We start from the raw sequence: 13,680 nt of genomic DNA, 5'->3' as shown, positions 1-13,680 counted from the left end.
GCGCTACTGCGTCCGCTCCTGCATCGCCGCAGCGACCTCGATCCAGCCGACGCTGTCGCTGCGGCCGGCACTGCGATAGCGCACCTGCACGCGCGTGGCATCGGCGCTGACATCCAGCGCGTCGGCCCGATCACCCTGCACCAGATAGCGCTTGGTGCTGGTCGCCGTAGGCGTGGCGTACAGCGGCAGGCGCGCCACCTGCACACGCAGCTGCACCGGCATCGGTGCCTCCAGCGTAGTGCCGATCTCGCTTGAAACCTTCGCCCCGCGCGCGTCGTAACGCGGCCATACCGAGAGCGGCATGCCATCGTCAGTGCCTGGATCCAGCAAGGTCTGGATGTCGGGCGAGGCGATCGGCTGCTGCGTCCTGGCCACATACAGGCGCCCATCGGCGGCGTAGCGATACACATCCGCGTACCACATCGGCCCGCTGCGGCAGGAGCTGGTCAAGCTGCGCTGCTGCTTGTCGGGCGTGAGGTTGAAGAAGCCTTCGCATTGCACCGCCGGGCGCGTGGGCGCGGTCAGCGCACGAAAACGGCGTTGCGCCGGATCGAACACAAATACCAGCACCGCCTCGTTGACCTGGCCGAGCATCGCCGACACCGCAAGATCCGGATGCCCGTCGAAGTTGTAGTCGTCGCTGTCCACGCCGGTGCCGCCTTCGCCGTCGTCCACGTTCGCGTCGAACCATTGCTCCTTGCCGCCTGGGCTAAACACCACCTGCAGGCGCGCGCCGACCAGTGTGGCGGTGGCACGCGTGTGCGCGTCGATCTGCACCTGCACGCTGGTGTCGCGTGCCAAGGACGCGAACGACACCCCGCCAAGCGCGGCGAATAACAGCGCGCGCGCAGCCCTCACACGCATTCGGCGCAGATATTCAAGGCGCATGGTCAGCAGACTCAGAACGACACCTCAACCGCCTGCCGCGACCACAGCACCGACTGGTGGCCGGTGGCCTGCTTCCAGGCCAGGCGGATCGCCTCGATGTCGTTGCGCCGCTGCGGGCTGTCCTCGTGCAGGATCACCAGCACCTTGGTGCCCAGCCGGTTCGGCTCCTTGGCACCACGAAACAGCCACTGGCCGTAGGCGTCGAACACGGTCAGCCCATCCGGGAAGCGCGGCGTCACTTCCTTGTCCAGGAAGGCGCGCCATTGGGTCTCGTCGATGGTACGGGTCTGCGGGCGATCGGCCGGGCCGGTTTCCTCGCCCACGCCAAAGTAGAGTTCGCTGCGCAGCCAACCGCGGGCCGTCGCGGGCCGCGCCGCATCGCCTTGCAGGCTGGCAGTGGTCGAGCCCGGCGCACCGCCGGGAGTGGTGGCGCAGGCGGACAACGCCAACATGGCAGCAAGCAGGCAGGACGGCAGCAACTTCATCGACTTCTCCACAACGGGTATTTGTTACAACGGATCGGGGCAGGCTCATGCAGGCCGGGCATCAGCTGATGCCGGCGTGCGCGCACTGTGCCATCTCGCACGCGTCTGAACAACGCGATAACATCTCTCCATCCGGATGAATGTGGACGATCCGAACCCCTTTGCGCCCCTGCCCGGCCGGATGCCGTCCGCGCGGCGCGTTCGCAGTTGCTGTCGCAGGAGAGAGAAATGACCCGCCCTACCCTTTCGGCTATCGGCCTGGCCGTCGCCGCCGTGTTGAGCGCCAACGCACAGGCCCAGCAGGCCGCCCCCGGCGCCCCAACGCTGGACACGGTGATCGTCACCGGCACCCGTGCCAGCGACCGCACCGTGCTGGAATCGACCGTGCCGGTGGACGTGCTCACCGCCGAGGACATCCGCAAGGCCGGCGTGGTCAATGGCGAGCTCGGCAGCGCGCTGCAGGCGCTGCTGCCCTCGTTCAATTTCCCGCGCCAGTCCAACTCCGGCGGCGCCGATCACATCCGCGCCGCGCAATTGCGCGGGCTCTCGCCCGACCAGGTGCTGGTGCTGGTCAATGGCAAGCGCCGGCATACCTCGGCGCTGGTCAATACCGACAGCAAGATCGGCAAGGGCACCACGCCGGTGGATTTCAATTCCATCCCGATCAATGCGATCAAGCGCATCGAAGTGCTGCGCGACGGCGCCGGCGCGCAATACGGCTCGGACGCGATCGCCGGCGTCATCAACGTGATCCTGGACGACAACCCCGAGCGCGGCGAGCTGGAAGCCAGCTTCGGCGCCTACAACACCGATGTGGAGCCGATCAATCGGCGCGTCACCGACGGCCAGACCAGCTACGCCAGCGCCAAGGTCGGCAGCCTGCTCGGCGATGACGGCGGCTTTTTCAAGGTGGGCCTGGAGCTGAAGAATCGCGAGGGCACCAACCGCGCCGGCTTCGATCAGATTCCCTCGTTCGAAGAACAGACCCCGGCCAATCTGGCGCTGGCCGGCCAGCGTAATTACGTGCTCGGCGACGGCGCCACCAAAGGCCTGAACGCCTGGCTCAACACCAAGATTCCCTTCAGCGCCAACGGCGAGTTCTACGCCTTCGGCACCTACAACCAGCGTGACACCGAAGGCGCCAACTACTTCCGTTATCCGGATGGCAGCGCCAACTGGCGCGAGATCTACCCCAACGGCTACCGCCCGATTTCCGAAGGCGAGAATCGCGATCTGCAGATCGTCGCCGGCGCCCGTGGGCAATTGGGCAACTGGGACTACGACGCCAGCGTCAACTACGGCCGCAACGACTTCACCTACCGGTTGCGCAACTCGCTCAACGCCTCGCTCGGCCCGGGCAGCACCACCCGCTTCAAGACCGGCGATTTCGCCTTTGCGCAGACCGTGGGCAATCTGGATCTGACCCGCGTGTTCGATGCGGCCGGGGCCACCCACACCTTCGGCACTGGTGCCGAATTCCGCCGCGAGCAGTACCGCACCCACGCTGGCGACCCGGCCAGCTATGCGGCCGGCCCGTTCACCGATCGCCCCACCGGCTCGCAGGCAGGCGGCGGCCTCACACCGCAGGACGAGGCCGATCTGTCGCGCAATGTGGCCAGCGCCTACGCCAACGTGTCCAGTAAGTTCGGCGACAAATTCTCCACCGACCTGGCCGGCCGCTACGAGCATTACCAGGATTTCGGCAGCCAATGGACCGGCAAGCTGGCCGCCCGTTATGCGTTCGCCCCGGCGTTCGCGCTGCGTGGCGCGATCTCCAACAACGTGCGTGCGCCCTCGCTCAGCCAGATCGGCTACGAAGCCACCTCCACCGGTTACGACGCGGCCGGTCGCCTGACCCAGGGCCGCCTGCTGTCGGTCAACAACCCGATCGCACGCGCGCTCGGCGCCACCGATCTGAAGCCGGAAAAGTCGCTCAATTACAGCCTGGGTTTCACCAGCCAGCTGGGCGATCACTTCGACCTGTCGCTGGACTTCTTCCAGATCGACATCGACGACCGCATCGCGCTGTCCGAAGACATCACCGGCGACACGTTGACGGATTTCGTGCAGCAGAACTTCGGCGTCACCGGCGTGCAGAGCGCCAGCTACTTCCTCAACGCCGCCGACACCCGCACCCGCGGCGCCGAGCTGGTCGGCAACTGGCGCCAATATGCCTTCGGCGGCGACCTGCTGCTGACCGGCACCTACAGCTACGCCAAGACCGAGTTGAAAAACGTCATCGGCACCCCGGCGCAGCTGCTGGCACTGAACCCGGACTACGTGCTGTTCGGCGTGGAAGAGAGCAACACGCTCACCGATGCCGCGCCACGCACGCGCCGCACTGGCGGCCAACTGGAACAACGAGCACTGGAACCTGCAGACGCGCGTCAACCGCTATGGCAGCGCCACCCGCGTGTTCGATTTCGGCGGCGGCTTCGTGCCACGCCAGACCTATGGTGCCGAGTGGCAGCTGGATCTGGAGGCCGAGTACCACCTGGGGACGCAGTGGACGCTGGCGATCGGCGGCCAGAACATCCTGGACAATTACTCGGACCGCTCGATCGACGACATCGCCTACTTCGGCAACCTGCCCTACGACGTGCTCTCGCCGATCGGCAGCAATGGCGCGTATTGGTATGGGCGGGTGCGGTATAGCTTCTGAGCAACAGCGCAGAGCTTAAAACCTCTCTCCCTCAGATAGACTGCTTTAGCCCCTCTCCTACGGGAGAGGGGTTGGGGTGAGGGTACGGAGCGAAGCTCTCGTGTAGTTCCGACCGCACGAGGCTTCGCTCGTACCCTCATCCGCCCCTGCGGGGCACCTTCTCCCGAGGGGAGAAGGGACAGCACCCGCTACTGCATAACCTGAATATCACACCGCTTTGCGCACACTAGCGTGATGGCAGACGTGCATTCCCCCCTTCCGTCGCCGCCATTGCTGGACGATGCCTGCGCATTGTTTCTGGACGTGGACGGTACCCTTATCGACTTTGCCGACAGCCCCGAGGCTGTGCGGCTCTTGCCCAAGGTCCGCGAGGCCATCGGCTACTTAAGCGATCGTCTAGACGGCGCGCTAGCGCTGGTCAGCGGACGACCGCTCTCGCAACTGGACGCCTTGTTCGCACCGCTGCTGCTCCCAGCTGCCGGCTTGCACGGACATGAGCTACGCAGCGACATCGCCGCACGCGCCGCGATGCCGCAAGACACTTCCGAGTGGCTGCACGGCTTGCATCAGCGCGCCGCCGCACTCACGCATCAACATCCTGGCGTGCTGGTCGAAGACAAAGGCGTCAGCGTTGCGCTGCATTGGCGCGCACAACCGCTCGCCGGCCCCAATGTTCTGGCCTTCGCGCAACAGGAAATCGCACAACTTTCCGGCTATCGCCTGCAACCCGGCGACCACGTGGTGGAATTCGTTCCCGAAGGCAGCAACAAGGGCCTGGCGGTCGAACAACTGATGCAGCACGGCGCATTCGCCGGCCGCACACCGGTGTTCGTCGGCGACGACCTCACCGACGAATTCGGCTTCGAAGCGGCCAATCGCCTCGGCGGCTGGAGCGTGCTGGTCGGCGATCGCGCGCAGACCAGCGCGCGCTTCCGCGTCGATGGCACTGCCGATGTGCATGCGTGGTTGCAACGCAACGCGCGCCCAGCCTGAGAGCCGCGCGCCTTCCCCTTCTCTTCAAAAGGATCGTTCGCACTCCATGACCGAGCCAAACCTGGATCTGGGCGTCATCGGCAACTGCAGTTTCGGTGCATTGGTCGATCGGCAGGCACGTGTGGTGTGGAGTTGCCTGCCGGCTTTCGATGGTGACCCGGCATTCTGTTCGCTGCTCTCGCCGAAGGGCGACGGCGGCGACTTTGCCGTTGAGCTGGAGGACTTCGAAAGCAGCGAGCAGCATTACCTGCCCAACACCGCCGTACTGCGCACCGTGTTGCGCGACAGCCACGGTGGCGAAGTGGAAGTGATCGACTTCGCACCGCGCTGGCGCAATAACGGGCGTTTCTATCGGCCGGTGAGCATCATTCGGCAGATTCGTCCCCTGGCAGGTAACCCGCGCATCATCGTGCGCGCACGCCCGTTGGCCGACTGGGGCGGCCGCACGCCGGAAACCACCTGGGGCAGCAATCACATCCGTTGGGTGTTGCCGGAATTCACCCTGCGCCTGACCACCGATGTGCCGGTGCGGTTCGTGCGCGATGGCTTGCCCTTCGTGCTCAGCCACCCGGTCAATCTGGTGTTGGGCGTGGACGAATCGCTCACCCGCTCGCTCACCGGTTACGTGCAGGAAGCGCAGGAACGCACCGAAGAATACTGGCGCGAATGGGTGCGCTATCTGTCGATTCCGCTCGACTGGCAAGAGGCGGTGATCCGCAGCGCAATCACACTCAAGTTGTGCCAGTACGAAGACAGCGGCGCTATCATCGCGGCGATGACCACCTCGATTCCGGAAGCGCCCAATACCCCGCGCAACTGGGATTACCGCTATTGCTGGCTGCGCGATGCCGCCTTCGTGGTGCGCGCGCTCAATCGCCTTGGCGCCACGCGCACGATGGAGCAATTCATCGGCTATATCTTCAACATCGCCACCAGCGACGGCACCTTGCAGCCGCTGTACGGCATCGGTTTCGAGTCGCAGCTGGAAGAGCACGAAGTCGACACCATGGACGGCTACCGCGGCATGGGCCCGGTGCGACGCGGCAACCTGGCCTGGATTCAAAAGCAGCACGATGTATATGGCAGCGTGGTGCTGGCCTCCACGCAGCTGTTCTTCGATCTGCGTCTGAAGGATCAGGGCGATGCGGATACTTTCCGGCGGCTGGAGCCGCTGGGCGAGCGCGCATTCGCGCTGCACAACGTCCCCGATGCCGGCCTGTGGGAATTCCGCGGCCGCGCCGAAGTGCATACCTACACCGCCGCAATGTGCTGGGCCGCCTGCGATCGCCTGTCCAAGATCGCCGAGCGCCTGGTGCTGCCGGAGCGCAGCGTGTATTGGAGCGAACGTGCCGACAGCATTCGCGAGCGCGTGCTGACGGAAGCCTGGAGCGACGAACACGGCCATTTCACCGACACGCTCGGTGGTCACCGCCTGGATGCCTCGCTGTTGTTGCTGGCCGATATCGGCATCGTGGGCAACGACGACAGCCGCTTCGTGCGCACCGTGGAAGCCGTCGGTCGCGTGCTCAAGCATGGCGATGCGCTGTATCGCTACATCGCACCGGATGACTTCGGTGCGCCGGAAACCAGCTTCACCATCTGCACGTTCTGGTACATCGACGCGCTGGCCGCGATCGGTCGCAAGGACGAAGCACGTGAACTGTTCGAGCGCATTCTCTCGCGCCGCAATCACCTCGGCTTGCTGTCCGAGGATCTATCGTTTGAAGACGGCGAAGCCTGGGGGAATTTCCCCCAGACCTATTCGCATGTGGGTTTGATCATTGCAGCAATGCGCTTGTCGCGGAGCTGGCAGGAGGCGTCATGAGTCGTTTGGTGGTGGTATCCAACCGCGTTGCAGTGCCCGGCGAAAACCGTGCGGGCGGCCTGGCGGTTGGCTTGTTGGCCGCGCTCAAGGAGCGTGGTGGGGTGTGGTTCGGCTGGAGCGGCAAGACCGTGCGCGGCGACAGCGGCGGCATGCATGAGCAGACCGATGGCGACATCAAGTTCGTCACCATGGACCTCAACAAACGCGACATCGATTCGTACTACAACGGCTTCGCCAATCGCACCCTGTGGCCGCTGCTGCACTTTCGCCTGGATCTGGTCGATTACGACCGCGCCACGCGCGAAGGCTATATGCGCGTCAATCGGCTGTTCGCGGAGAAACTGGCGCCGTTGCTGAAAGACAGCGACACGCTGTGGATCCACGATTACCACATGATTCCGCTGGGCGCGATGCTGCGCGAGCTGGGTGTGGGCTGCAAGATGGGCTTCTTCCTGCACGTGCCGATGCCCTCGGCCGACCTGATGCAGGCCATGCCCGATCACGCGCGCCTGTTCAGCACCTTCTATGCGTACGATCTGGTGGGCTTTCAGACCCAGCGCGATGCGGAGCGCTTCAAGGCGTACGTGCGTTTGTTCGGCGGTGGGCGCATTCTCGAAGGCGACATTGTCGAAGGCCCTGGCGGGCGTCGTTTCAGCGCCGCCTCTTTCCCGATCGGCATCGATACCGAGTTGATCGCCAACCAGGCAAAAGCCTCGGTCGGCAAGCAGGCGGTCCGCGATCTGCGCGAGAGTCTGCGCGGCCGTCAGCTGGCGATCGGTGTCGATCGTCTGGATTATTCCAAAGGCCTGCCGGAACGCTTCCAGGGATTCGAGCGCTATCTGGAACGCTATCCGGAGCAATCCGGCAGCCTGACCTATCTGCAGATCGCGCCGGTGTCGCGTGGCGACGTCAACGAGTATCGCCAGCTGCGCGGGCAGCTGGAGCAGATCGCCGGCCACATCAATGGTGGACATGCAGAGCCGGATTGGACGCCGCTGCGCTACGTCAATCAGAACTTCAGCCATGCCACGTTGACCGGTTTCTATCGCGCCGCTTCGGTGGGGTTGGTCACGCCGTTGCGCGATGGCATGAATCTGGTCGCCAAGGAATTCGTGGCGGCGCAGGATCCGGAAAATCCGGGCGTGCTGGTGCTGTCGCTGTTGGCCGGTGCGGCCGACGAGATGAAAGAGGCGCTGCTGGTCAATCCGCACGATCTGGATGGCGTAGCCGATGCGATTGCGACTGCGGCGAGCATGCCGTTGGCCACGCGCATCGAGCGCTGGCGGGCGATGATGGATCACCTGCGCAAGAACAACATCAATCACTGGCGCCAGCGGTATTTGCAGGCACTGGCCGATATTTGAATCTGGTTTCCCGAGCTACCAGCGCACACGCGCTACCAGCACACGGATGCGCCGCGCACTGGCAGCGCATCCCTTCTCCCATCGGGAGAAGGTGCCCGAAGGGCGGATGAGGGTACGTGTGCACGTAAGAGTGGAAAATCCTCAACTCTACGAAGTTCCACTCCCGAATCCCGAATTCTCGCTCAGCCGATCGAGTCAATGCCGATCGAGTCAATAGCGAAATAGAGCTATAGCAGCATCATGCATTCGTCGCCGCAGACGAATGCCACCAAGACCGTCTGGCACCAACAGCAATCCCCATCCTTCCGATTTGAGCAATTTCAGCACTCCATCCACACAGGTTGGAACGCTGGTTCTCATTCCGTCACGGACACGCGGGTATTTGCGGTCTAAAATATTCACATGAGTAGCGCTGAGGACCCTGGGAGGGGCTGCGCGTTCATATCCTGACGTTCTTGTTTAGGGCGTTGTTCTTTAGATCGGGGCCGCCCTTTGCCAGCCTGTGATCTTTCTCCCTCCACGACTCGCCACCGCCTGCCGGTGCCTGGGTCCCTCCTGACATCTCAAAAATGACTGATCAATCCTCAAAACGTGGGCTAGGCACCTGGTTGCTGGTGGCCTATGCGGTGGTGATCGCCGTGCTCGGTGCGGTGCTTGCCTACGAAGGCGGCCGCCTGGTTGCCGTTGGCGGTTCCTGGTACTACCTGTTGGCGGGCATCGGCCTGTTCCTGGCTGGCGTCTTGCTGGCGCTGGGCAAGCGTGCCGGCCTGTGGCTGTTTGGCGCCACGCTGGCGGCCACCATCGCGTGGGCGCTGTGGGAAGTGGGCCTGGATGGCTGGGGCCTGGTCCCGCGGCTGGCCATGATGTCGGTGCTCGGCCTGGTGCTGCTGCCGTTCTGGGGTGTGGCGCGTCGGCGCATGCAGCCGCTGTCGGGTGTTGGCTATGTGCTGGTGACCGGCGTGCTGCCGATCCTGGGCGCAGCGCTGATCCTGTGGCCGTTGCTGGTACCGCGCAATGTCGAACTGGCCGATGCCTCCAAGCTGCCGGCCGAGAACGCAACGCCGTTCAGCCGCGCCAACGTGCCCAGCCCGGACGGCAACGTCGCGGCCAACCACGATGCCAGCAACTGGACGTCGTACGCCGGCTCCAACCTGTCCAACCACTACACTCCGGGCGCGCAGATCACCCCGGAAAACGCCAAGCAGCTCAAGGTGGCCTGGGAATTCCATACCGGCGATCTGAAGCCGGCCGGCTCCAAGCTGGGCTACGCCTTCCAGAACACTCCGCTCAAGGTCGGCGAGCTGCTCTACATCTGCACCCCGACCCAGAAGGTGATCGCGGTGGAAGCGGCCAACGGCAAGGAGCGCTGGCGCTTCGACCCGCAGACCAATCCGAAGGCGATGGCCGGCGTTGCCGCCACCACCTGTCGCGGCGTGTCGTATTACCAGGCGCCGCAAGGCACCGCCGAGTGCCCGACGCGGATCTTCTGGCCGATGGTCGATGGCCGCCTCGGCGCGCTGGACGCGCAGACCGGCAAGCTGTGCACCAGCTTCGGCAACAACGGCTTTGTCGATCTCAATGCCGGCACCGGCAACACCAAGCCCGGCTTCGTCGGCCCGACCTCGCCGCCAGTGGTGATGCGCGGTGTGGTGATCCAGCCCACCGGCCAGGTGCGCGACGGCCAGGAAGGCGATGCGCCCTCGGGCGTGGTGCGTGGCTTCGATGCGCTCACCGGCCAGCTGCGTTGGGCCTGGGACCTGGGCAACCCGGCGATCACCGCCGAGCCGCCGGCCGGCCAGACCTACACCCGCTCGACCCCGAACGTGTGGTCGCTGATGTCCGCCGACGACGAGCTGGGCCTGGTCTATCTGCCCACCGGCAATGCCTCGGGCGATTTCTTCGGCAAGGGCCGCACGCCGCAGGATGAGGAATACACCGCCTCCCTGGTCGCCGTGGACGCGGCCACCGGCAAGGAGCGTTGGCACTTCCGCACCGTCAACCACGACCTGTGGGATTACGACATCGGCCCGCAGCCGAATCTGGTCGATTGGCCGGTCGCTGGCGGCGGTACCCGTCCTGCGGTGATCCAGGCCACCAAGTCCGGCCAGGTGTTCGTGCTGGACCGCGCCACCGGCGAGCCGATCATGCCGGTCAAGCAGATCGCCGTGCCGCAAGGGACCGATCACGGCGATTTTACCGCTGCCACGCAGCCGATCTCGCCGGGCATGCCCAATACCGTGGGCGCGCCGAGCCGCGAATACGAAACCATCATCGAATCCGATGCCTGGGGCATGACTCCGTTCGACCAGCTGGCCTGCCGTATCCAGTTCAAGCAGCTGCGCTACGAAGGCATGTTCACCCCGCCCACCCTGCAAGGCTCGCTGGCGTTCACCGGCAACCACGGCGGCATCAACTGGGGCGGCGTCTCGGTCGATCTGCAGCGCGGCATCATGGTGATGAACAGCAATCGCCTGCCGTACACCTTGCAGGTCTATACCCGCGAGAAAATGAACGAGCTAGGCGTGGTCTCGGTGTTCGACGGCAAGAGCAAGACGCCCGGCTACATGGCGCAGAAGGGCCTGGCCTACGGCGCCCGCAAGGAGCCGTGGATGTCGCCGCTCAACACGCCGTGCGTGGCACCGCCGTGGGGCTACATCTCCGGCGTGGATTTGCGCACGCAGCAGGTACTCTGGCGCCGTCCGCTGGGCACCGGCTACGACCAGGGTCCGATGGGCATCCCGTCCAAGACCAAGTTCGAGATCGGCACGCCCAACAACAGCGGCTCGCTGGCCACCGCCGGTGGCGTGACCTTCATCGGCGCGACCCTGGACGACTTCATGCGCGGCTTCGACACCCGCACCGGCAAGCAGGTCTGGGAGACCCGCGTGCCGGCCGGCCCGCAGGCTGCCCCGCTGAGCTACACCATCGACGGCAAGCAGTACATCGTGGCCGCCGTGGGTGGACACGACCGCATGGAAACCAAGTCCGGCGACAGCGTCATCGCCTGGGCATTGCCGGACGATGCGCAGGCCACGCCGGCCAAGTAATCGGCCGATACTGCGTTAGTGAGCGCAACAGATTGAACCGACCGTCGCGAGACGGTCGGTTTTTTGTGGGGAATGGGAAGTGTAAATCGTAAGAGCGGTTGCAAGTGTCGCGGCTGATGGGAGGTATGCGCGCGCTTCTCAAACGCCTACCGCAGAGGAGATTCCAGCGTGAAATCGGCCAACGATATTTCACCCAAAATTTACATTTGAAAACTCAGATACCGACGCCGCACAACCATTCCATCACGTACCAAACCGCACTGAAACCGCTTCCAAATCAATCACATCGGCGATTTCGTCCGCTTAGCGCCCACATTCCGACGAACGGCAATTTCACGCCGTCATGATTCGGGCTCAGCCGCCGATACCTCCATTGCAGCGTATTTCCTGCCGGACGCAGCCCCATCCCAGATCACCTAGTCGGACCCAGCCTATGTTGCCTTCACACGATGCCACCGCTGTCCCCCGCCCATCTGCCGGCAGGAGCCTTGCGCGTGCCACCGGAATGGCCTGGCTTCCCGCCGCTGCGCACATCGGGCTGCTGGTACTGCTGACGCTCTACGCCGCCACGTTGGTGCCCGGTAGTTTTTGGAGCGGGCTGGGACGGATGTTGCCGGCACTGCTGGTGTTGGGCATCGCCAGTGCAGGGCTGTGGTGGTGGTCGCGCCGTCGCACCAGCGCACAGTTGCAGCAGGCAATCGGCGTGGTCGCTGCGATGGGCGATGAGCGCTTCCAGCGCGTGGAGCTGCGCAATGCCTCCGGCGAGCTTGCGCCGTTGCTGCATGCGCTGCAGGCGACCCAGGACAAGCTGGCCATCCGCATCGACGTGATGGAACAAGGCCTGCGCCATGGCCAGTTCGTGATCAAGGCGCTGGACGATCTGGACACCATGATCCGCATCGCCGACGACGACGGCCAGGTGCTGTTCGCCAATCGCAAATTGCTCGCAATGCTCAAGCTGATCGAGCCGGATGTGCAGAGCTTCCGCCCCAGCTTCCATGCCGAAGGCTTCGTCGGCGGCAGCATCGGCGACATCTATCCCGACAGCCAGGCGGCGATCGACCGCATGCGCGCATTGACCGCTTCCAAAGCGGTGCGCGCGCCGTTCTTCGGCCGCCAGATCGACTTCGTCTACAGCCCGATCATCGCCAGCGACGGCACCAGGCTGGGCACCATCGCGCAGTGGATGGACGTCACCGCGCAGGTCAACGCAGAGCAGGCGTTGATCCAGGTCATCGATGCCGCCGCCGTCGGCGATTTCAGCCGGCGCATGCAAATGGACGGCATGGACGGTGTACTGCTGTCGCTGGCCCAGGGCATCAACCGCATCTACGACTCGGTGGAAACTCATCTGGCCGCGTTGGCACGCGTGATCGGCGCAATGGCCGAAGGCGACCTCACCCAGCGCGTGGAGGGCGATGCGCACGGCATCTTTGCGCGCCTGCGCGACGATACCAACCAGACCGTACTGCGTCTGACCGAGATCATTGGCGGCATCCAGATTGCCTCCGACACCATCCGCCGGGCCGCGGTGGAAATCGCCGCCGGCAATACCGACCTGTCCGAGCGCACCGAGCAACAGGCCGCCAATCTGGAAGAAACCGCCAGCTCCATGGAAGAACTCACCTCCACCGTGAAGCAGAATGCGGAAAGCGCGCTGCAGGCCAATCGCCTGGTGGTGGGCACCGGCGAAGTCGCGCAGAGCGGCGGCAAGGTGATGGACGATGTGGTGTCCACGATGAGCCAGATCAGCACCGCCTCGCGCAAGATCGGCGAGATCATCGGCGTCATCGACGGCATCGCCTTCCAGACCAATATCCTGGCGCTCAACGCCGCAGTGGAAGCCGCACGCGCGGGCGAACAAGGCCGTGGTTTCGCCGTGGTCGCCTCGGAAGTGCGCGCGTTGGCGCGGCGCTCGGCCGATGCGGCCAAGGAGATCAAGACGCTGATCGCCGACTCCACCGACAAGGTCGAACTGGGCTCGGGCCTGGTGCACCGCGCCGGCGCGACCATGCGCGAAATCGTCGGCTCGGTGAAACACGTCACCGACATCATGAGCGAGATCACCGCCGCCAGCGCCGAGCAATCCAGCGGCATCGAACAGGTCAACCGCACCGTCGCGCAATTGGACGAAGTCACCCAACGCAACGCCGCGCTGGTGGAAGAAGCCACCGCCGCTGCACGCAGCCTGGAAGAACAGGCAGTGGAGCTGGCCGATGCGGTGTCGATCTTCCGCCTGCAGCCTGCCCACAGCGGCAACGCAAACGTAGTGCGTGCAAGTTTTGGAAACGCGGCGGCGTAAGCGGCCGTCACGGAATCACCGTAGGAGCGCACCTGGGCGCGATGGGCGTTATCGGTAACGCCCATCGCGCCCAGGTGCGCTCCTACGACAAGCAAATGTGCCGGTCCGCAGTTC

The 13,680-nt window shown here is 64.6% G+C and carries 7 protein-coding genes and 1 pseudogene; 6 read left to right on the top strand and 2 right to left on the bottom strand.

Going from position 1 to position 13,680, the window contains the following annotated elements; translation table 11 throughout:
• Positions 1 to 3: 3 nt before the first annotated feature.
• A complete protein-coding gene (locus tag NDY25_RS16900) occupies positions 4 to 888 on the bottom strand; it encodes an FG-GAP repeat protein (protein ID WP_168958973.1) in 885 nt (294 codons plus the stop codon).
• Positions 889 to 899: 11 nt separating this feature from the next.
• On the bottom strand, positions 900 to 1,373 hold the full coding sequence (locus NDY25_RS16895) for a DUF3574 domain-containing protein (RefSeq protein ID WP_168958972.1): 474 nt from the start codon (positions 1,371 to 1,373) through the stop codon (positions 900 to 902).
• 228 nt (positions 1,374 to 1,601) lie between these two features.
• Here NDY25_RS16895 and NDY25_RS16890 point away from each other — a divergent pair.
• The 6 genes and pseudogenes from NDY25_RS16890 (at position 1,602) to NDY25_RS16865 (ending at position 13,566) form a co-directional block, all read left to right on the top strand.
• A pseudogene (locus NDY25_RS16890) lies at positions 1,602 to 4,035 on the top strand (TonB-dependent receptor plug domain-containing protein).
• Positions 4,036 to 4,269: 234 nt separating this feature from the next.
• On the top strand, positions 4,270 to 5,028 hold the full coding sequence (otsB, locus tag NDY25_RS16885; RefSeq protein ID WP_168958970.1) for a trehalose-phosphatase: 759 nt from the start codon (positions 4,270 to 4,272) through the stop codon (positions 5,026 to 5,028).
• A 46-nt stretch (positions 5,029 to 5,074) separates the two neighbouring features.
• Positions 5,075 to 6,853: a glycoside hydrolase family 15 protein gene (locus tag NDY25_RS16880; protein ID WP_168958969.1), complete on the top strand. Its 1,779-nt coding sequence runs from the start codon at positions 5,075 to 5,077 to the stop codon at positions 6,851 to 6,853.
• Positions 6,850 to 8,217 carry an alpha,alpha-trehalose-phosphate synthase (UDP-forming) gene (gene otsA, locus NDY25_RS16875; protein WP_023904889.1) on the top strand — a complete coding sequence of 456 codons (1,368 nt, stop codon included), beginning with the start codon at positions 6,850 to 6,852 and terminating at the stop codon, positions 8,215 to 8,217. The genes NDY25_RS16880 and otsA overlap by 4 nt, the downstream gene beginning before the upstream one ends.
• Before the next feature lie 608 nt (positions 8,218 to 8,825).
• On the top strand, positions 8,826 to 11,264 hold the full coding sequence (locus tag NDY25_RS16870; protein ID WP_180336570.1) for a glucose/quinate/shikimate family membrane-bound PQQ-dependent dehydrogenase: 2,439 nt from the start codon (positions 8,826 to 8,828) through the stop codon (positions 11,262 to 11,264).
• Between the two features lie 433 nt (positions 11,265 to 11,697).
• Complete coding sequence (locus NDY25_RS16865; RefSeq protein WP_168958967.1) at positions 11,698 to 13,566, top strand: methyl-accepting chemotaxis protein; 1,869 nt, start codon at positions 11,698 to 11,700, stop codon at positions 13,564 to 13,566.
• Positions 13,567 to 13,680: the final 114 nt, after the last annotated feature.

Origin of the sequence: Xanthomonas hortorum pv. pelargonii, from assembly GCF_024499015.1 — a bacterium.
Taxonomy (GTDB): domain Bacteria; phylum Pseudomonadota; class Gammaproteobacteria; order Xanthomonadales; family Xanthomonadaceae; genus Xanthomonas; species Xanthomonas hortorum_B.
This window is presented reverse-complemented; position numbering and strand designations above follow the sequence as displayed.

Bases quoted from the DNA above. Each gene is read 5' to 3' on its own strand.
- NDY25_RS16900 (WP_168958973.1), bottom strand. From the start codon at position 888: ATGCGCCTTGAATATCTGCGCCGAATGCGTGTGAGGGCTGCGCGCGCG.
- NDY25_RS16895 (WP_168958972.1), bottom strand. From the start codon at position 1,373: ATGAAGTTGCTGCCGTCCTGCCTGCTTGCTGCCATGTTGGCGTTGTCC.
- otsB (WP_168958970.1), top strand. From the start codon at position 4,270: ATGGCAGACGTGCATTCCCCCCTTCCGTCGCCGCCATTGCTGGACGAT.
- NDY25_RS16880 (WP_168958969.1), top strand. From the start codon at position 5,075: ATGACCGAGCCAAACCTGGATCTGGGCGTCATCGGCAACTGCAGTTTC.
- otsA (WP_023904889.1), top strand. From the start codon at position 6,850: ATGAGTCGTTTGGTGGTGGTATCCAACCGCGTTGCAGTGCCCGGCGAA.
- NDY25_RS16865 (WP_168958967.1), top strand. From the start codon at position 11,698: ATGTTGCCTTCACACGATGCCACCGCTGTCCCCCGCCCATCTGCCGGC.